Origin of the sequence: Gordonia sp. NB41Y, from assembly GCF_030718915.1 — a bacterium.
In the GTDB taxonomy this organism is placed as follows: domain Bacteria; phylum Actinomycetota; class Actinomycetes; order Mycobacteriales; family Mycobacteriaceae; genus Gordonia; species Gordonia desulfuricans.
Genome location: NZ_CP132196.1, coordinates 335241 through 355560, shown reverse-complemented (window position 1 = coordinate 355560; position 20320 = coordinate 335241). Strand labels below are relative to the sequence as shown.

The window sequence follows — 20320 nt, the reverse complement described above, 5'->3', positions numbered from 1 at the left end:
CGGTCCTCCGGCGTGAGCGGTGAGATCGACGACGCGCAGACGCACGGGGGCGGTTCTGCGGACGACTGGGAGTTCGAGTACCGCTCACGGCGACTGGCGGTGATCGGTGTGGTGATCGCGGTGGTGGTGCTGGTCATCCACATCACCTTCGGGGCGCTGCTGACCATCTCCAACACCGGCCCGGACAACATCGGCTTCGCCGACCAGGCCGCGGTCATCCTGATCGGTGTGGTGATCGCCGGTGCGGTGATGCTGCTGGCCCGTCCGCGGCTGCGCGTCGGACCGCAGGGTGTCGCCGTCCGCAACCTCACCACCGAGCGGGTCTTCGGCTGGGACCAGGTACTCGGCCTGGACTACCCGGAGAAGGGGTTCGGCGGGCAGCTCGAACTGCCCGGCGACGAGCACGTGCCCGTGCTGGCGATCCAGGCCGGGGACGGCGAGAAGGCCGTCGCGGCGATGGAACGCTTCCGGGCGATCGAGGCCCGTCACCGCCCCTGAACACAGCACGCCCCTGAACACGTCACGCCGCTGAGCACGTGACGCCGCCGGACGGGGTCGCCGACCCCGATCGTCGGGCCCATGCGCACCGGCGATCGGCGGCTGTGATCACCTGCGCCGGCGATCACCTGCGCGGTGATCGCCGGCGTCGGGGTGGGGTGCACGGTTCGGCCCGACCGGTGCGCCGGGCACATGTTCGTCGGTACGGGTGACTAGCCTGGAAACGTGGCCGATCCGAGTACCTACCGTCCCGCCCCCGGGACGATTCCCACCGATCCGGGGGTGTACAAGTTCCGCGATCAGCACGCCCGGGTGATCTACGTCGGCAAGGCCAAGAACCTGCGGTCTCGGCTGACGTCGTACTTCGCCGACATCGCCTCGCTGCACCCGCGTACCCGTCAGATGGTCACCACCGCGGCGTCGGTGGAGTGGACGGTGGTCGGTACCGAGGTGGAGGCACTCCAGCTCGAGTACAACTGGATCAAGGAGTTCGACCCGCGGTTCAACGTCCGCTACCGCGACGACAAGTCCTATCCGATGCTCGCGGTGACGATCAACGAGGAGTATCCGCGGCTGTTCGTCTATCGCGGTCCGCGGCGCCGCGGGGTCCGCTACTTCGGCCCGTACTCGCATGCCTGGGCGATCCGGGAGACCGTCGATCTGCTGACCCGGGTGTTCCCCGCACGCACCTGTTCGGCGGGGGTGTTCAAACGGCACGGGCAGATGGGCCGGCCGTGTCTGCTCGGCTACATCGAGAAGTGTTCGGCCCCGTGTATCGGGCGGGTGTCGGCGGCCGAGCACCGTGAGATCGTCGACGACTTCTGCGACTTCCTGGCCGGTCGCACCGACCAGATGACCCGCCGTCTCGAGCGTGAGATGACCTCTGCGGCAGAAGAACTCGACTTCGAGCGCGCCGCCCGGCTCCGGGACGACCTGTCGGCGATGCGGCGGGCGATGGAGAAGCAGGCGGTGGTGCTCGGCGACGGCACCGATGCCGACATCATCGCGATGGCCGGTGACGACCTCGAGGTGTCGGTGCAGATCTTCCACGTCCGCGACGGCCGGGTGCGCGGCGAACGCGGCTGGGTGGTGGAGAAGTCCGAGGACCACTCGCCCGGCGAGCAGGTGGGCCAGTTCCTCACCCAGTTCTACGGTGGCGAGGTCGACCTCGACGCCACCGTGAACGTCGGCGCCGACCGCGCCCGTGGGGAGTCGGTGCCCCGGGAGGTACTGGTGCCCGCGCTGCCCGACGACGCCGACGAACTCACCGAGTTCCTCAGTGATCTGCGGGGCAGCCGGGTCAGTCTGCGGGTGCCGCAGCGTGGCGACAAGAAGGCGCTGTTCGAGACGGTCGAACGCAATGCCGGCGAGGCCCTGGCACGGCACAAGCTGCGCCGCGCGGGTGATCTGACGACCCGCTCGGCGGCACTGACCGAACTGCAGGACGGGCTGGGACTCGACCAGGCGCCGCTGCGCATCGAGTGTGTGGACATCTCGCATGTGCAGGGCACCGACGTGGTGGCGTCGCTGGTGGTGTTCGAGGACGGACTGCCGCGCAAATCCGACTACCGGCACTACTCGATCCGGGAGGCGGCCGGCGACGGGCACTCCGACGACGTCGCCTCGATCGCCGAGGTCACCCGACGCCGGTTCCTGCGTCATCGTGCCGATCAGGAGGCCGGGGCACAGTCGGCCGTGGTCGATCCGGACACCAACCGGCCCAAGCGTTTCGCCTATCCGCCCAACCTCTATGTGGTGGACGGCGGTGCGCCACAGGTGCATGCGGCCGCCGCGGTCCTCGACGAACTCGGCGTCACCGATGTCGCGGTGATCGGGCTGGCCAAGCGGCTGGAGGAGATCTGGGTGCCCGGCGACGACGAGCCGGTGATCCTGCCGCGGTCGAGTGAGGCGCTGTTCCTGCTGCAGCGGGTGCGTGACGAGGCCCACCGGTTCGCGATCACCTTCCACCGGTCCAAGCGCAGCAAGCGGATGACCGAGTCGGTGCTCGACGGGGTTCCCGGCCTCGGCCGTGCCCGCCGCACCGCGCTGGTCACCCATTTCGGGTCGGTCGCGCGGCTGCGGCAGGCGAGTGTCGAGGAGATCGCCGAGGTACCCGGCATCGGCGTCGGCACCGCTCGCACGGTGCACGAGGCGCTGGTGCGAGAGGATCGTCCCTGGGGCGACGAGACGGCCCCGAGCGACGACAGAACGCAGACAGACGAGTCCGTACCGGCGGGAACAACCGTGCCGGTGGGCTCCGCACAGGAGGGCAGCGCATGACGACGAGCAGTGCCGAGACCAGTGGGGGCACACCCGCCGACCGCGACCGGGAGGTCGACGATCTCGACGACCTCGTCGTGCTGTTCGTCGCGGGTCTGTCCGGCGCCGGACGCTCCACCGTCGCCAACGTCCTGGAGGACGACGGCTGGTACGTCGCCGACAACGTGCCGTCGACGCTGATCTCGACGATGGTCGACACCATCCGGGAGAACGACCCGCCGATCCTGCGGCTGGCGATGGTGCTGCGCGCCTCCGACGGGTCGCTCGGTGGTGAGCTGGCCGCGCTGCGCGCCGGTCTCGAGGCCACCGGCACCCGCACCCGACTGATGTTCCTCGATGCCAGCGATCAGGTGCTGGTACGGCGATTCGAACAGGTCCGCCGGCGGCATCCGCTGCAGGGCAACGGCACCCTCGTGGAGGGCATCGCCCGGGAACGGGTGATCCTCGCGCCGCTGAAGGACGCCGCCGATCTCGTCGTCGAGACCTCCACCCTGACCGTCGCGAAACTGCGTGAGGTGGTGGAGGAGTCGTATCCGCATGACGCCGGCTCGCCGCTGAGCGTCGCGGTGCAGTCGTTCGGGTTCAAGTACGGTCTGCCGATCGACTCCGATCTCGTCGCCGACGTCCGGTTCCTGCCCAACCCGTACTGGGTGACCGACCTGCGGGAGCTCAACGGGCGCGACGCGCCGGTCCGCGAGTACGTCCTGGGGCAGGACGACGCCGAGGACTTCCTCTCCCTCTACACCCGGCTGGTCGCCGTGGTGGGGAAGGGGTATCTGCGAGAAGGCAAGCGCTACATGACGATCAGCATCGGCTGTACCGGTGGCAAACACCGCAGTGTGGCGATTGCCGAGGAGCTCTCGCGGCGGCTGCGCCGGGCCGCCGACGACGCCGGCGCCACCCGCTACGACGTGCGGGTCAGCCACCGCGATCTGGGGCGCGAATGACCATGCGGATCGCCGCACTCGGCGGCGGCCACGGCCTGTACGCGACCCTGACCGCGATGCGGTACCTGAGCCCGGAGGTGACCGCGGTGGTCACCGTCGCCGACGACGGCGGGTCGTCGGGCCGGTTGCGGGCCGAGCTGGGGGTGATCCCGCCGGGCGATCTGCGGATGGCGTTCGCCGCCCTGATGTGTGCACCGGCCGCACTGGCCGACGTCGAGCAGCGGTCGGGACCCGACGCCGTGCGCCGCCACCAGCTGTGGGCGGAGACCTTCCAGCACCGGTTCGGCGGCTACGGCGCGCTGGCCGGGCATCCGGTCGGCAATCTGTTGCTGTCGGGGCTCGGTGAGGTGCTCGGCGACCCGATCGCGGGCCTCGACGAGCTGATGCGGGTCTTCGACGTCGACGGCCGCGTTCTGCCGATGTCGACGGTGCCGCTGCAGATCGAGGCCGACGTGTCCGGCCTGGAGTCCGATCCGCGGATCTCCCGGGTCATCCGGGGCCAGGTGGCGGTGGCCACCACCCCCGGCAAGGTGCGCCGCGTGCGGCTGATGCCCCCCGATCCGCCGGCCGCCCCACCAGCGCTCGCGGCGATCGAACAGGCGGACCTGGTGGTGCTCGGACCGGGCTCGTGGTTCTCCAGCGTGATCCCGCACGTCCTGGTTCCCGAGCAGCTGGAGGCATTGCGCCGCAGCGACTCCCGTAAGATCTTGTTCGTCAACCTGGCACCGGAGCCCGGGGAGACCCCGGGATTCTCGGTGGAGCGGCACCTGCATGTGCTGCACGCCCATGCCGATCGACTCCGCATCGACCACGTCGTGGTGGACGAGTCGTCGGTCCCGGCCGGACGCGAACGCGAACATCTCGAACGCGCGGCAGGTCTGTTCGGTGCCACGCTCGATGTCGGTGATGTGGCGGTGCCCGGACGGCACGTCCACGATCCGGTGAAGGTGGCCGCTCTGGTGAACCAACTGTGCGACCGTGAATTGAACCGTTAGGCTGTCCCGACGTGTGTTGCGGACTGCCACACGTTGTGAAGGGGCAGACCCGGTGACGATCGGAGGTCAGGGACCGGTGGCGATGACCGCTGCGGTGAAGGATGAACTGAGTCGACTCACCGTGACGCAGGTGAGCGCCCGAAAAGCGGAGGTCTCGGCTCTGCTGCGCTTCGCCGGGGGACTGCACATCGTCGGCGGCCGGGTGGTGGTGGAGGCCGAGGTGGACCTCGGCAACGTCGCCCGCAGGCTGCGCCGGGAGATCCACGACCTGTTCGGATACAACTCGGAGGTCCACGTGCTCCGGAGTGGTGGACTGCGCAAGTCCGCCCGCTACATCGTGCGCGTCACCCGCGAGGGGGAGGGACTGGCCCGCCAGACCGGACTGCTCGACATGCGGGGCCGGCCGGTCCGCGGTCTGCCCGCACAGGTGGTCGGCGGCAGTGTCGCCGACGCCGAGGCGGCGTGGCGCGGCGCATTCCTCGCACACGGCTCGCTCACCGAGCCGGGCCGCTCGTCGGCCCTCGAGGTCAGTTGTCCCGGACCGGAATCGGCGCTCGCCCTGGTCGGCGCGGCGCGACGGCTGGGGGTGTCGGCCAAGGCCCGTGAGGTACGCGGTGCCGACCGTGTGGTGATCCGCGACGGCGAGGCCATCGGCGCCCTGCTCACCCGGATGGGCGCACACGACACCCGGCTGGTGTGGGAGGAGCGGCGGATGCGCCGTGAGGTCCGGGCCACCGCCAACCGCCTCGCCAACTTCGACGACGCCAACCTGCGCCGCTCGGCGCGTGCCGCGGTGTCGGCGGCCGCCCGTGTCGAGCGCGCACTGGAGATCCTCGGTGACGACGTCCCCGATCATCTCGCCGCCGCCGGGGCGCTGCGCATCACCCACCGGCAGGCCTCGCTCGAGGAGCTCGGCCAGCTCGCCGACCCCCCGATGACCAAGGACGCCGTCGCCGGCCGGATCCGCCGGCTGCTGTCGATGGCCGACAAGAAGGCGCGCACCGAGGGCATCCCGGACACCGAGTCGGCGGTCACCAACGACCTGCTCGACGAGGCCTAGACCCGACGGCGTGTCGTCCGGGCAGGTGATCGCCGGGCCCGCTGTCCGCAAAGTCGGACCCGTCAGGGTGCCCCCGATGTGGCGTCCTACTAGGCTGTGGGGCGAGCCGGTCTGCCACGAGTCGATCGGCGCAGGAGAAGCGGCGTGGCCAGATGGCCGGTAGCCGAGACAACCGCTAAGGAGCACACCAGTGACTGTTCGGGTAGGCGTCAACGGATTCGGCCGCATCGGCCGCAACTTCTTCCGTGCCGTCGAAGCGCAGAAGGCTTTGGGCACCACCGACATCGAGATCGTCGCGGTCAACGATCTCACCGACAACGCCTCGCTGGCGCACCTGCTGAAGTTCGACTCGATCCTGGGTCGTCTCGACAAGGACGTGAGCCTCGAGGGCGACGACACCATCGTCGTCGGCGAGCAGAAGATCAAGGCCCTCGAGGTCAAGGAGGGCCCGGCGGCGATTCCGTGGGGCGACCTGGGCGTCGACGTCGTCGTCGAGTCGACCGGTATCTTCACCGCGCGTGCCAAGGCCCAGGGTCACCTGGACGCTGGCGCCAAGAAGGTCATCATCTCCGCGCCGGCGAGCGATGAGGACATCACCATCGTCATGGGCGTCAACGACGACAAGTACGACGGCAGCCAGAACATCATCTCCAACGCCTCCTGCACCACCAACTGCCTCGGGCCGTTCGCCAAGGTCCTCAACGACGAGTTCGGCATCGTCAAGGGCCTGATGACCACCATCCACGCCTACACGCAGGACCAGAACCTGCAGGACGGCCCGCACAAGGACCTGCGTCGCGCCCGCGCCGCGGCCATCAACATCGTCCCCACCTCCACCGGTGCGGCCAAGGCCATCGGCCTGGTGCTCCCGGAGCTGAAGGGCAAGCTCGACGGCTACGCCCTGCGTGTGCCGATCCCCACCGGCTCGGTCACCGACCTGACCGCGGAGCTCTCCAAGGAGACCACCGCCGAAGAGGTCAACGCCGCGATGAAGGCTGCCGCCGAGGGGCCGCTGAAGGGCATCCTGAAGTACTACGATGCGCCGATCGTCTCCAGCGACATCGTCACCGACCCGCACAGCTCGCTGTTCGACGCCGGCCTGACCAAGGTCATCGGCAACCAGGTCAAGGCCGTCTCCTGGTACGACAACGAGTGGGGCTACTCCAACCGTCTCGTCGACCTCATCGGCCTGGTCGGCAAGTCTCTCTGACCCACCCACTGACCACGACGTACGGAGCAACGCTGCAATGGGTGTACCCACTCTGAAAGACCTTCTGGACGAAGGCGTTTCGGGTCGCGGGGTGCTGGTCCGGTCGGATTTCAACGTCCCGCTCGACGGGTCGACGATCACCGATCCGGGCCGGATTCTCGCCTCCCTCCCGACGCTCAACGCGCTGATCGACGCCGGTGCCAAGGTGATCATCACCGCCCATCTGGGCCGCCCGAAGGGCGAACCCGACCCGAAGTTCTCGCTGGCCCCGGTCGCCGAGCGCCTCGGGCAGGAACTGGGCCGCAATGTCCAGCTCGCCGGTGACGTCGTCGGCACCGACGCGCTCGCCCGCGCCGAGGGGCTGACCGACGGCGACGTGCTGCTGCTGGAGAACATCCGGTTCGACCCGCGGGAGACGTCCAAGGACGAGTCCGAGCGGGCCGCGCTGGCCGCAGCCCTCGTCGAGCTCGTCGGCGAGGACGGGGCCTTCGTCTCGGACGGTTTCGGGGTGGTGCACCGCAAGCAGGCATCGGTGTACGACGTCGCCAAGCTGCTCCCGCACTACGCGGGTGAGCTGGTCGCCGCCGAGGTCGACGTGCTCTCCACGCTGACCACCGATCCGGCTCGTCCGTACGCAGTGGTGCTGGGCGGGTCCAAGGTGTCGGACAAGCTCGGCGTGATCGAGGCGTTGGCCCCCAAGGTCGACACCCTCGTGATCGGCGGCGGCATGGCCTTCACCTTCCTGGCCGCCCAGGGAAACGGCGTCGGTTCGTCGCTGCTGCAGGAAGACCAGATCGAGGTCTGCAAGGACCTGCTGGAGCGCTTCGGCGACGTCATCCACCTGCCGCAGGACGTGGTGGTGGCCGACCGCTTCGCCGCCGATGCGGAGGCGAAAACCGTTGCCGCCGACGAGATCCCGGACGGATGGATGGGCCTGGACGTGGGCCCGGAGTCGGTCAAGCGCTTCGCCGCGCTGCTGACCGGCGCCAAGACCATCTTCTGGAACGGTCCGTCGGGCGTGTTCGAGTTCGAGAAGTTCTCGGCCGGCACCAAGGGTGTCGCCGAGGCCATCGCGCAGGCCACCTCGTCGGGTGCGTTCAGCGTGGTCGGTGGAGGCGACTCCGCGGCCGCGGTGCGCACCCTGGGGCTGCCGGACTCCGATTTCTCGCACATCTCCACCGGAGGTGGTGCCTCACTGGAGTACCTGGAGGGCAAAGAACTTCCCGGTCTCAAGGTTCTGGAGAGCTGAACGATGTCCTCATCACGTAAGCCGCTCATCGCCGGCAACTGGAAGATGAACCTCAACCATCTCGAGGCCATCGCCCTGGTGCAGAAGCTCGCCTTCGCACTGCCGGCGAAGTACTTCGAGAAGGTCGACGTGACGGTGATCCCGCCGTTCACCGACATCCGCAGCGTGCAGACCGTCGTCGACGGCGACAAGCTGCTGCTCACCTACGGTGCGCAGGATCTGTCGGCACACGACTCGGGCGCCTACACCGGCGAGATCAGCGGTGCGTTCCTGGCCAAGCTGGGCTGCACCTTCGTCGTCGTCGGACACTCCGAGCGTCGCACCCTGCACGCCGAGACCGACGAGGTGGTGCTGGGCAAGACCAAGGCCGCGCTGCGCCACGGGATCACCCCGATCGTGTGTATCGGCGAGGGCCTGGAGGTCCGCGAGTCCGGCGAGCACGTGGCGTTCAACGTCGCACAGCTCAAGGGTTCGCTGGCCGGCCTGACCGCCGAGGAGATCGGCAAGGTCGTCATCGCCTACGAGCCGGTCTGGGCGATCGGCACCGGCCGGGTGGCCAGTGCCGCCGACGCCCAGGAGGTGTGCGCCGCCGTGCGTGCGGCCCTGGCCGAGATCGCCGACGAGGCGACCGCGGCATCGGTGCGCATCCTCTACGGCGGATCGGTGAACTCCAAGAACGTCGGCGACATCGTCGGCCAGACCGACGTCGACGGTGCACTCGTCGGCGGCGCGTCGCTCAAGTCGGACGAGTTCGCCACGCTCTCGGCGATCGCCGCCGGCGGGCCCCTGCCCTGATCGGCGACCCGCTACGCGTACACTGGGCGGGTCGGTTCGTCACCTTCTGACGGACCGGCCCGCCCTGGTGCGCGCGGCGACCCAACTCTGCGCCTCCACCCACGACCGGACAGGACCTGCGACTCGTGCTCGAAACCGTGCTGGACATCGGACTCATCGTCACCAGTGTGCTGCTGGTGATCCTGATCCTGCTGCATCGCGGCAAGGGGGGCGGCCTGTCGTCGCTGTTCGGTGGCGGTGTGCAGTCGAGCCTGTCGGGCTCGAGTGTCGTGGAGCGCAACCTCGACCGGCTGACCATCTTCGTCGGCCTGGTGTGGTTCATCTTCATCATCGGGATCGGCGTCGACATCAAGCTCTCCGCCTGATCCTGCCCGGGGGATAGTGCCCCGAGATCTTTCCCTCGCCCCGGCGTCGGCCCCGTGCCCGCCGGGGCGAGGTGTGTCGGTGATCCGATCTTCGGCGGCGCCGCGTTTCCGAGATGCCACATCACCGGGTTGGCGCAATACTGAACGCCATGACCTCATCCGTCCCATCCCACGGTGCCCCGGACTGGCGTCCATCGATCTCGATCGTCGAGCACGTCGTCGTCGACGACGAGGGACGAACCCTCACCGAACCGTTGCGCGAGGACATCCGTCTGCTCGGCGGCATCCTCGGTGACGTGGTCCGCGAGCACTCGGGCGCCGAGACCTTCGATCTGGTCGAGAATGCGCGGATCGCGGCGTTCCGGATCCGCCGGGCGGAGATCGACCGGGACGAGCTGGCCGACATGTTCACCGATCTCGACATCGGGGTCGCGCTGCCGATCATCCGCGCGTTCACCAACTTCGCGCTCCTGGCCAACCTGGCCGAGGACATCCACCGCGAACGCCGCCGCAGCCTGCACGTGCGTGCGGGTGACGCGCCGCAGGACAGCAGCCTCGCCGCCACCTACGCCAAGCTCGCCGCCGCGGACCTGTCCGACGCCGAGGTGGGGCGTGCGCTCGCCGATGCGACCGTGGTGCCGGTGATCACCGCCCACCCCACCGAGACACGTCGGCGGACCGTGTTCGAGGCGCAGAACCGGATCACCGAGCTGATGCGGTTCCGCGGGCGCACCGAACTCACGCCGGACGAGGACGCGGAGGTGGTCGAGGGTATCCGCCGGCAGATCCTCACCTTGTGGCAGACCGCGCTGATCCGCCTGGAACGCCTCACCATCCAGGACGAGGTGCGGGCCGGACTGCGCTACTACGACGCCTCCTTCTTCGACGTCGTCCCCGCCATCAACACCAAGGTGCGGGCCGCCCTGCGCGAGGCGTATCCGGAGGCCGGGCTGGCCGACGACCCGATGATCCGGATGGGATCGTGGATCGGCGGCGACCGCGACGGCAACCCGTTCGTCACCGACGAGGTGGTCACCCTGGCCACGTCGCTGGCCGCGCAGACCGCCGTCGCCCACCATCTGTCGGAGCTGCGGCTGCTCACCCAGGAACTGAGTATGTCGGCGCGCCTGATCGACACCGATGCCGGCCTGCTGGAGCTGGCCGGGGCGAGTGCCGACGACCCGACGGCCGACGAACCGTTCCGGCTCGCCTTGCGCCACATCCGTTCCCGGCTCGGGGCGACCGCGGCGGAGATGTTCGGTGCGGAGTTCCTCGCATCCCTCGACCAGGTGGTGTTCGACGGCACGCAGGCCTATGCGACCGCCGACGAACTGCTCGCCGATCTCGATGTGGTGGACGCCGCCTTGCGCGACAACCGGGACGACAGCATCGCCGACGACCGGCTCGCGCGGTTGCGAGAAGCGGTGCGCACCTTCGGGTTCAACCTGTCCGGGCTGGACATGCGGCAGAACTCCGACATGCACGAGGAGGTGATCGCCGAACTGTTCGCCTGGGCCGGGGTGCACCCGGACTACCGTTCGCTCGACGAGGACGCCCGGGTGCGGGTGCTGTCGGCGGAGCTCACCTCACGCCGCCCGCTGGTGCGGCCCGATGCCGAGTTGTCGGAGTTGGCGACCAAGGAACTCGGCATCGTCCGGGCCGCAGCCGCGGCGGTGGCGACCTTCGGCCCGCAGGCAGTGCCGAACTACATCATCTCGATGTGTACCTCGGTCAGCGACATGCTCGAACCGATGATCCTGCTCAAGGAGGCGGGACTGATCGACGTCGACGCCGAGACCGGCAAGACGGTGTCGACGGTGCGTATCGTCCCGTTGTTCGAGACCATCGAGGATCTTCAGCAGGGCGCCGAAACCCTGCTCGCCGCATTGGATCTGCCGTTCTATCGCGAGCTGGTCGCGGGGCAGGCCGACATGCAGGAAGTGATGCTCGGCTACTCCGATTCCAACAAGGACGGCGGCTACATGGCCGCGAACTGGGCCCTCTACCGCGGCGAACTCGACCTGGTCGAGGCCGCCGAGAAAGCCGGTATCCGGTTGCGCCTCTTCCATGGTCGCGGTGGCACCGTCGGCCGCGGCGGTGGTCCCAGCTATGACGCGATCCTGGCGCAGCCGCCGGGCGCGGTGCAGGGCTCGTTGCGGATCACCGAGCAGGGCGAGATCATCGCCGCGAAGTATGCCGAGCCGGTGATCGCCGAACGCAACCTGGAGACCCTGCTCGCCGCGACCATCGAGTCGTCGCTGCTCGACGTCGAGGGTCTGGGGGAGGAGTCGGAGGACGCCTACGCCAACATGGACGAGATCGCCGCGCTGGCCCGCACGGCGTATTCGGCACTCGTGCACGAGACCCCGGGCTTCGTGGAGTACTTCACCACGTCGACGCCGCTGTCGGAGATCGGTGCGCTCAACATCGGCAGTCGTCCCGCCTCACGCAAACAGACCGAGAAGATCTCCGACCTGCGGGCCATCCCGTGGGTGCTGTCGTGGACGCAGTCGCGGGTGATGTTGCCCGGCTGGTACGGCACCGGCGCCGCCTTCGAGCAGTGGGTGGGCGAGAGCCCCGAGCGTCTGGCCACCCTGCAGCGGTACTACGAGAAGTGGCCGTTCTTCCGCACCGTGATGTCCAACATGGCGCAGGTGCTGGCCAAGTCCGACATGGGACTGGCCCACCGGTATGCGCAGTTGGTCCCGGACGAGACGTTGCGCGACACCGTTTTCGGGATGATCGTCGACGAGCACGAGCGCACCATCGCGATGTACTCCAAGATCACCGGCACCGACGACCTGCTCGCCGATAATGCCGCCCTCAAGCGGTCGGTGTACAACCGCTTCCCCTACCTGGAGCCGTTGAACCTGCTACAGGTGGAGTTGCTGCGTCGGTTCCGCGCCGGCGACGACGAATCCCGTGTCCGCCGCGGTATCCAGCTGACCATGAACGGCCTCGCGACCGCGCTCCGCAACAGCGGATAACAGTTCGGGTGGTGACCGGCTCGATCTTCAACGGGCGGTTGGTGGTTGAGCCGATGAGGAGCGTAGCGACGAGGCGTGTCGAAACCTCGGGTGGCCGGGTTGCCAACCCGGCCACCTTCGAGGTGGTCACTTCTCACCGTGTGCTGCGGAGATTTCGACTCGGGTCCTCGCCTTTCCGGCTCGGTCCCGGCTCAATCAGCAATGGGGAGTCCTCGCTCAATCACCCACTGGGCGTTGGTGGTTGCGAACGTTGTCGGGTTGCGGAGGCTCGCCCTTGGGGATCAATCATCCACTGGGCGTTTGGTGGTTGAGCCGATGAGGAGCGTAGCGACGAGGCGTGTCGAAACCTCGGGTGGTCGGGTTGCCAACCCGGCCACCTCCGAGGTGGTTGCCTCTCACTGTGTGCTGCGGAGATTTCGACTCGGGTCCTCGCTACGCTCGGTCCCGGCTCAATCAACAATGGGGAGTCCTCGCTCAATCACCCACTGGGCGTTGGTGGTTGTGAACGTTGTCGGGTTGCGGAGGCTCGCCCTTGGGGATCAATCATCCACTGGGTGTTGGTGGTTGAGCCGATGAGGAGCGTAGCGACGAGGCGTGTCGAAACCTCGGGTGGCCGGGTTGTCAACCCGGCCACCTTCGAGGTGGTCACCTGTCAGCGTTCGCTGCGGAGATTTCGACTCGGGTCCTCGCCTTTGGGGCTGTTTCAAAATGGCCGACAGCCAGAATGTTGAGGTCGAACGCTCAGTTCGCCGAAGGTGATTTGGTCCCCAAATCGCTTACGCGGCGATTCAGCCCCTCTTTTCCGAGGACCAGCTGGCTATGTTCATGAAAATGAAACAGCCCCCTTTCCGGCTCGGTCCCGGCTCAATCAGCAATAGGGAGTCCTCGCTCAATCAGCAATGGGGAGTCCTCGCTCAATCACCCACTGGGCGTTGGTGGTTGCGAACGTTGTCGGGTTGCGGGGTCTCGACACGGGTCCTCGCCCTGGGGGCTCGGTCCCGGCTCGATCATCGGAGGAGAGGGACCGGCTCGACAACCGGAGTGGTGGCCCGTCTCGATCATCGACCGGGCGTAGGTGGTTGAGTGCGAAACCCGGTTCAGTCAGGCAGGTCCGATGCCGCGGAGCGATCGAGGAACCAGACGGTCTCGGTGGTGCCGTGCGCACCGGCGCACGGCCAGTCGGCGGCGGCCGCACCGGCATGTGCGGCGGCCACGGCCTGCGCCTTGTCGGCACCCGCCACGAGGAACCACACCGATGCCGACCGGTTCACCACCGGCAGGGTCAGGGTGATCCGGCGCGGCGGGGGTTTCGGTGAATCCTCCACCGCCACCACGGTCTTCGTGGTTTCTGCGGTCGCCGGGGTGTGTGGGAACAGCGAATTGATGTGTCCCTCGCCGCCCATGCCGAGCAGGTGCAGATCGAATGCCGGAGACGTGCCGTCGCCGGCCTCGGCGAGTACGGCGGCGTAGGCGTCGGCGGCGGCGCCGATGTCGTCGCCGAAGTCGCCGTCCGACGGCGCCATCGGGTGCACGCGCGCCGGATCCACCGGCACCTTCGACAGCAAGGCGTCGACCGCCTGCCCGTGATTGCGCTCGGGGTCGGCGGCGGGCACGAAACGGTCGTCACCCCAATAGATGTCGACCTTCGACCAGTCGATGTCGCCGCTGTCGGCGGCCAGCGCAGCGAGGATCGCGATGCCGTTGGAGCCGCCGGTCAGCACCACCGAGGCGCTGCCGCGCTCACGTTGTGCGGTGGTGACCAGGTCGACGAAACGACGGGCAGCGGTGTCGACGAGGGTCTTCTTGTCCTCGAACACCAGGGTCTCGACGGTCACGATGCCGCTCCTTCTGCGGCCATCTGCACCGCACCACGCAGGGCCAGCTCGTAGATCTCGTCGGTGTCCAGGCGCCGCAACTCCTCGGCCAGGCACACCGGCAGGTCACGATGCATCATGGCGACCTTGCCGTCCGGCTTGTCGGGCACCGAGATCACCGCGTTGCCGTTCTGGTCGATCGACAGCACCGTCGCTCCCTCTGGACGGTGCATCCGCACCTCGAAGCTGCCGATCTGTCGGGTCGTCGGCACCTCGAGGGTGCCCCGCAACCAGCCGGCGAGCAGATCGATACCAGGGGAGTGGGCGGGACCGGTCACGTCGACCGCGGTGATCGCGCTGTGCGGCGGACGGTCGATCGCCGATGCGAGCAGGGCACGCCAGTGCGTGATCTGTGTCCACGCGATGTCGGTGTCGCCGGGGCTGTAGCCGGCCAGGCGACGTTCCAGCACGGTGTCGGGGTGTGCGGACTTGCTGGCATCGAGGATGCGACGCTTGCCGATGCGGCCCATCGGATCCTCCGACGGGTTCTCCGGCGCGGCGCCGGGCCACCACACCACGATCGGGCAGTCCGGCAGCAGGAACGGGGTGACCACACTGTGCGGCTGGTCGGCGAGCGGGCCCTGCATCGTCAGCACCACGACCTCCGATGCGCCGGCGTCGCCGCCGACACGCACCTGGGCGTCGAGTCGGGACTCGCCTTTGCGGCTGCCCGACGCCAGCACGATCACCCGGCTCGGATGCTCGCTGCTGGCACCGATCGCCGCCTCGATCGCGGCCTCGGTGGGTTCACCACGGTCGGCGACGACGACGAGGGTCAGCACCCGGCCGAGGCTGACGGCGCCGCCGGCCTCCCGGAGCTCGACCATCTTCTTGGCGACGGCATTGGTGGAGGTCTCGGGAAGGTCGACGATCATCGCTGTCCTCTCGGGCGGGGAATGCGGTGGTCACACTCGGAACTGTGGACGGTCACGGACGCCGCCACGTACGGCCGGTTCGGGCCATCATGTCGTCGGCCGACTTGGGGCCCCATGTGCCGGACTCGTAGGTGTCGGGCTTTCCCTCCGCCGCCCAGCGCTCGAGCACCGGGTCGAGGATCTTCCACGACAACTCGACCTCGGCGTTCACCGGGAAGAGCGAGGGCTCTCCGAGCAGCACGTCGAGGATGAGGCGCTCATAGGCCTCCGGGGACGCCTCGGTGAACGCGGTGCCGTAGCTGAAGTCCATGTTGACGTCGCGGACCTCCATGCTCGACGCCGGCACCTTGGAACCGAACCGCAAGGTGATGCCCTCGTCCGGCTGAACCCGGATGACCAGCGCGTTCTGTGACAGCTCCTCGGTCATCGTCTTGTCGAAGGGCAGGTGCGGTGCGCGTTTGAACACCAGTGCGATCTCGGTGACCCGACGACCCAGCCGCTTGCCGGTACGGAGATAGAACGGCACCCCGGCCCAGCGACGAGAATCCACCTCGAGGGCGATCGCCGCATAGGTCTCGGTGGTGGAATCCTGAGCGAACCCCTCCTCGTCGAGCAACCCGGGCACCTGTTCGCTCCCCTGCCAGCCCGGGCCGTACTGGCCACGGGCGGTGTTCTCGTCGAGCGGGAGGATGTTGGTGGTCGCCGACAGCACCTTGATCTTCTCGGCCTGCAACTGCTTGGGCTCGAAGGAGATCGGCTCCTCCATCGCCACCAGGGCCATCAGCTGTAGCAGGTGGTTCTGGATGACGTCGCGGGCGGCACCGATCCCGTCGTAGTACCCGGCACGACCACCCAACCCGATGTCCTCGGCCATCGTGATCTGCACGTGGTCGACGTAGTGTGAGCTCCACAGCGGGTCGAACAGCTGGTTCGCGAACCGCAGCGCCAGGATGTTCTGGACGGTCTCCTTGCCCAGGTAGTGGTCGATGCGGAACACCGACGACTCCGGGAACACCGCGTTCACGATCGAGTTGAGTTCCTTGGCCGACTCGAGGTCGTGACCGAACGGCTTCTCGATCACCACCCGGCGCCAGTGGTCCTCGGACTCGGTGGCCAGGCCGCTGCGCTGCAACTGTTCACAGACCGTGGGGAAGGCCTTCGGCGGGATCGACAGGTAGAAGGCGTGATTGCCGTCGGTACCGCGCGCCGCGTCCAGGTCGACGAGGGTCTTCTTCAACCGGAGGAAAGCATCGTCGTCGTCGAAGGACCCCTGGACGAACCGGAATCCCTCGGACAATCGCTCCCACACCTCTTCACGAAATCCGGTGCGGGCGTGCTGACGGACCGCGTCGTGGACGATGGAGGCGAAATCCTCGTCCTCCCAGTCCCGTCGGGCGAACCCGACGAGGGCGAACGACGGCGGCAGCAGCCCCCGGTTGGCGAGATCGTAGACCGCAGGCATCAGCTTCTTGCGGGCGAGGTCGCCGGTGACCCCGAAGATGACCAGACTGCACGGACCTGCGATCCGCGGGAGCCGCTTGTCACGGCGATCGCGGAGCGGATTCTTCCAGGTCTCGGAGGTGCTGCCGCCCACGCGATCAGCCCTGCTTCGCCGCGTCGAGCTGTGCGGTGGTGGCGTCGAGGAGCTCGTTCCAGGCGTCGGCGAACTTGCTGACGCCCTCGTCCTCGAGGACGGTGAACACGTCGTCGAAGTCGACACCGGCGGCGGCGACCGCGAGGAAGACCTCCTGCGACTCCTGTGCCTGGCCGACGATCGAGTCGGTGTTGACCCAGCCATGGTCGGCGAAGGCGTCCATGGTCTTGCCGGGCATGGTGTTGACGGTGTTCGGCGCCACCAGCTCACTGACGTACAGCGTGTCCGCGTAGTCGGGGTTCTTGGTGCCGGTCGACGCCCACAGCGCACGCTGCGGATTGCCGTTCAGCTTCGCGAAGCGCTCGCCGGTCTCGAAGATCTCCTGGTAGGCGGCGTAGGCGAGGCGGGCATTCGCCAGGGCGGCCTTGCCGCGTAGGGCCAGGGCGGCGTCGGAGCCGATGGCCTCGAGGCGCTTGTCGATCTCGGTGTCCACGCGAGAGACGAAGAACGAGGCCACCGAGTGGATCGTGGACACGTCGTGACCGGCCGCGGCGGCGGCCTCGATGCCGGCGAGGTAGGCGTCCATCACTCCGCGGTAGCGCTCCACCGAGAAGATCAGGGTGACGTTGACGCTGATGCCCTCGGCGAGCACGCGGGTGATCGCGGGCAGACCGGCCTTGGTGGCCGGGATCTTGATCAGCAGGTTGGGGCGATCCACGATCTTCCACAGTTCGATCGCCTGCTCGACGGTGTCGTCGGTCTCGTGTGCCAGCCGCGGATCGACCTCGATCGACACGCGGCCGTCGACGCCGTTGCTGGCGGCGTACACGGGTGCGAGGACGTCGCATGCCGAGCGCACGTCGTCGGTGGTGATGGTCCGGATGGTGCTGTCGACGTCGGCGTCGCGGGCGGCGAGCTCGTTGATCTGCGCATCGTAGGTGCGGGTCTTGGAGATCGACGCCTGGAAGATCGACGGGTTGGTGGTCACACCGACCACCGACTTGGTGTCGATCACTTCCTGGAGACCACCGGAGGTGATCAGGTCACGCGACAGGTCGTCCAACCACACCGAGACTCCGGCGGCGGACAATTCGGCGAGTTTCTCGTTCTGGGTCACGGTTCTCTCCTGATGTTCTCGCCACCGCATCGGGTTGGGCGGCGACGACGATATGGGGACGGACGTGTGTGAAGTTGTGGTGCGGTCCCGGGCCGGCGGACGGATCTCGTCGCCGGCCCGGGACCTGCGGGGCCGGCTAGGCTCCGGTGACTCGCTCGGCGGCGGCGACGACGGCCTCGGCGGTCAGGCCGAACTTCTCGAACAGCACCTTGTAGTCGGCGGATGCGCCGAAGTGCTCGAGCGAGATGATCGCGCCGGTGTCGCCGACGATCCGGTACCACGGCATCGCGACGCCGGCCTCGACGGAGACCTTCGGCAACGACGGCGGCAGCACCGAGTCGCGGTAGGACTGCGGCTGCTCGAAGAACCACTCGAAGCACGGCATCGACACGACCCGGGCGGCGATTCCCTTGTCGGCGAGTGCGGCCTGCGCCTCGACGGCGATCTGCACTTCCGAGCCGGTGCCGATCAGCACGACCTGGGCGTCACCCTCGGGCTCGCTCAGGACGTAGGCGCCGGCGGCGACACCCTCGTAGGAGGTGCCCTCGAGCACCGGCACACCCTGACGGGTCAGGCACAGGCCCACCGGATGGTCGCGACGGGTCAGCAGGTGCTGCCAGGCGTGGGCGGTCTCGTTGGCGTCGGCCGGCCGCACCACGTCGAGGTTCGGGATGGTGCGCAGCGCGGCGAGATGCTCCACCGGCTGGTGGGTCGGGCCGTCCTCGCCCAGGCCGATCGAGTCGTGGGTCCAGACGTAGATCGGGTCGATCTCCATCAGTGCGGCCAGACGGACCGCCGGACGCATGTAGTCGGCGAACTGCAGGAAGGTGCCGCCGTAGGCGCGGGTCGGACCGTGCAGGGCGATACCGGACAGGATCGAACCCATCGCATGCTCGCGGATACCGAAGTGCAGGGTGCGGCCGTAGGGGTTCGCGGTCCAGGTGTCGGTGGAGATCGACGCCGGACCGAACGACTCGGCACCGTCCATGGTGGTGTTGTTGGAGCCGGCGAGGTCGGCCGAACCGCCCCACAGCTCGGGCAGGACCGGGGCCAGCGCCGAGAGCACCTTGCCCGATGCGGCGCGGGTGGCGGTCGCCTTGCTGCCGGGCTCCCAGGTCGGCAGCGCGTCGGTCCAGCCGGCGGGCAGCTCGTGGGCGGTCAGCCGGTCGAAGAGGGCCTTGCGCTCGGGGTTGGCCGCGGCCCAGGCGTCGAAGCCGGTCTGCCACTGCTGATGGGCCTCGGCGCCGCGCTCGACGAGCTTGCGGGTGTGGCCGATCACCGCGTCGGAGACCTCGAACTCCTTCTCCGGGTCGAAGCCGAGCACCTTCTTGGTGGCGGCGACCTCGTCGGCGCCGAGCGCCGAGCCGTGGATGCCGCCGGTGTTCATCTTCTTGGGCGCCGGGTAACCGATGATGGTGCGCAGCACGATCAGCGACGGGCGGTCGGTGACCGCACGGGCCTCGGCGACCGCGGCCTCGATGGCGGTGACGTTCTCGCCGCCGTCGACGTGCACGACGTGCCAGCCGTAGGCCTCGTAACGCTTGGCGGTGTCCTCGCTGAGGGCGATCTTGGTGTCGTCCTCGATCGAGATGTGGTTCTTGTCGTAGAAGACGATCAGGTTGCCCAGTTCCTGGGTGCCGGCCAGCGACGACGCCTCGGAGGTGACGCCCTCCTCGATGTCACCGTCGGAGGCGATGACATAGATGGTGTGGTCGAACGGGCTGGTGCCGGGGGCGGCGTCCGGATCGAACAGGCCGCGCTCGTAGCGGGCGGCATAGGCCATGCCGACCGCCGAGGCGAGACCCTGGCCGAGCGGGCCGGTGGTGATCTCGACACCCTTGGTGTGGCGGTACTCGGGGTGACCGGGGGTCAGCGAGCCCCAGGTGCGCAGTGCCTCGAGGTCACCGAGCTCCAGGCCGAACCCGCCGAGGTAGAGCTGGATGTACTGGGTGAGGCTCGAATGGCCGCACGACAGGACGAAGCGGTCGCGTCCGACCCACTCGGGATCGGACGGATCGTGGCGCATCACCCGCTGGTACAGGGTGTAGGCCAGGGGAGCGAGGCTCATCGCCGTGCCCGGGTGGCCGCTGCCGCATCGCTGCACGGCGTCGGCGGCGAGGATGCGTGCGGTGTCCACCGCACGGGTGTCGACCTCGCTCCAGTCGTCGGGGTGAACCGCCGTGGTGAGTTCGCGGATCTGATCTGTGTCGGCCACTGTCCTGCAGTCTCCTGTGCCTATTCGGATGCGGGTTGCTGGTGATGTGATCGCACGTCGGGGCGGAGCGGTTCGGTCGATGCCGACCGCCGGTGTCCGTGCGGATGGTGGATCGACGTCGACGAAGTTCCGGGTGCATCGACCCGGAGCTCCGGTGGACGTCGGAGAGACCTCACGGGTCCCAGAGTAATGGCCCGGGTCCCCGCCGGTCACGCGGGCGGTTCCAGTGCTGCCGCAATCGTCGTCTCGGCGGCCGGGG

At 68.4% G+C, this 20320-nt stretch carries 15 protein-coding genes; 10 read left to right on the top strand and 5 right to left on the bottom strand.

Going from position 1 to position 20320, the window contains the following annotated elements:
* The first annotated feature begins 12 nt into the window (after positions 1–12).
* The 10 genes from Q9K23_RS01420 to ppc all read left to right on the top strand — a co-directional run bounded on the left by Q9K23_RS01420 (position 13) and on the right by ppc (position 12386).
* Entirely contained in the window at positions 13–498 is a 486-nt protein-coding gene (locus Q9K23_RS01420; RefSeq protein WP_261977717.1) for a PH domain-containing protein, read from the top strand.
* A gap of 225 nt (positions 499–723) precedes the next feature.
* Complete coding sequence (gene uvrC / locus Q9K23_RS01415; protein WP_020793962.1) at positions 724–2778, top strand: excinuclease ABC subunit UvrC; 2055 nt, start codon at positions 724–726, stop codon at positions 2776–2778.
* Positions 2775–3725: an RNase adapter RapZ gene (gene rapZ, locus Q9K23_RS01410; protein ID WP_053776492.1), complete on the top strand. Its 951-nt coding sequence runs from the start codon at positions 2775–2777 to the stop codon at positions 3723–3725. Before uvrC ends, rapZ begins: the two co-directional genes overlap by 4 nt.
* Positions 3722–4720: a uridine diphosphate-N-acetylglucosamine-binding protein YvcK gene (yvcK, locus tag Q9K23_RS01405; RefSeq protein WP_059039409.1), complete on the top strand. Its 999-nt coding sequence runs from the start codon at positions 3722–3724 to the stop codon at positions 4718–4720. The genes rapZ and yvcK overlap by 4 nt, the downstream gene beginning before the upstream one ends.
* 82 nt (positions 4721–4802) lie before the next feature.
* Complete coding sequence (gene whiA / locus Q9K23_RS01400; protein WP_053776552.1) at positions 4803–5780, top strand: DNA-binding protein WhiA; 978 nt, start codon at positions 4803–4805, stop codon at positions 5778–5780.
* A gap of 190 nt (positions 5781–5970) precedes the next feature.
* Positions 5971–6990 (top strand): type I glyceraldehyde-3-phosphate dehydrogenase, encoded by a 1020-nt coding sequence (gene gap, locus Q9K23_RS01395; RefSeq protein WP_020790391.1) that lies wholly within the window; start codon positions 5971–5973, stop codon positions 6988–6990.
* Between the two features lie 37 nt (positions 6991–7027).
* Positions 7028–8239, top strand: coding sequence for a phosphoglycerate kinase (locus tag Q9K23_RS01390; protein WP_053776493.1), 1212 nt, complete (start codon positions 7028–7030; stop codon positions 8237–8239).
* 3 nt (positions 8240–8242) lie between these two features.
* Positions 8243–9034, top strand: coding sequence for a triose-phosphate isomerase (gene tpiA, locus Q9K23_RS01385; RefSeq protein ID WP_053776494.1), 792 nt, complete (start codon positions 8243–8245; stop codon positions 9032–9034).
* A gap of 125 nt (positions 9035–9159) precedes the next feature.
* A complete protein-coding gene (secG, locus tag Q9K23_RS01380; RefSeq protein WP_020793290.1) occupies positions 9160–9399 on the top strand; it encodes a preprotein translocase subunit SecG in 240 nt (79 codons plus the stop codon).
* A 149-nt stretch (positions 9400–9548) separates the two neighbouring features.
* On the top strand, positions 9549–12386 hold the full coding sequence (gene ppc, locus Q9K23_RS01375) for a phosphoenolpyruvate carboxylase (protein WP_053776495.1): 2838 nt from the start codon (positions 9549–9551) through the stop codon (positions 12384–12386).
* Between the two features lie 1097 nt (positions 12387–13483).
* On the opposite strand, the gene pgl is transcribed toward ppc, so the two are convergent.
* From pgl to tkt, 5 genes are all read right to left on the bottom strand, one after another.
* Positions 13484–14221: a 6-phosphogluconolactonase gene (pgl, locus tag Q9K23_RS01370; RefSeq protein ID WP_053776496.1), complete on the bottom strand. Its 738-nt coding sequence runs from the start codon at positions 14219–14221 to the stop codon at positions 13484–13486.
* Positions 14218–15135 carry a glucose-6-phosphate dehydrogenase assembly protein OpcA gene (locus Q9K23_RS01365; RefSeq protein ID WP_053776497.1) on the bottom strand — a complete coding sequence of 306 codons (918 nt, stop codon included), beginning with the start codon at positions 15133–15135 and terminating at the stop codon, positions 14218–14220. The genes pgl and Q9K23_RS01365 overlap by 4 nt, the downstream gene beginning before the upstream one ends.
* A gap of 52 nt (positions 15136–15187) precedes the next feature.
* The gene (zwf, locus tag Q9K23_RS01360) at positions 15188–16729 is read right to left on the bottom strand and encodes a glucose-6-phosphate dehydrogenase (protein ID WP_020792246.1); all 1542 of its coding nucleotides are present in this window, start codon (positions 16727–16729) and stop codon (positions 15188–15190) included.
* 4 nt (positions 16730–16733) lie between these two features.
* Positions 16734–17846, bottom strand: coding sequence for a transaldolase (gene tal / locus Q9K23_RS01355; protein WP_020792245.1), 1113 nt, complete (start codon positions 17844–17846; stop codon positions 16734–16736).
* Between the two features lie 136 nt (positions 17847–17982).
* Positions 17983–20061 (bottom strand): transketolase, encoded by a 2079-nt coding sequence (tkt, locus tag Q9K23_RS01350; RefSeq protein ID WP_053776498.1) that lies wholly within the window; start codon positions 20059–20061, stop codon positions 17983–17985.
* Positions 20062–20320 lie beyond the last annotated feature (259 nt).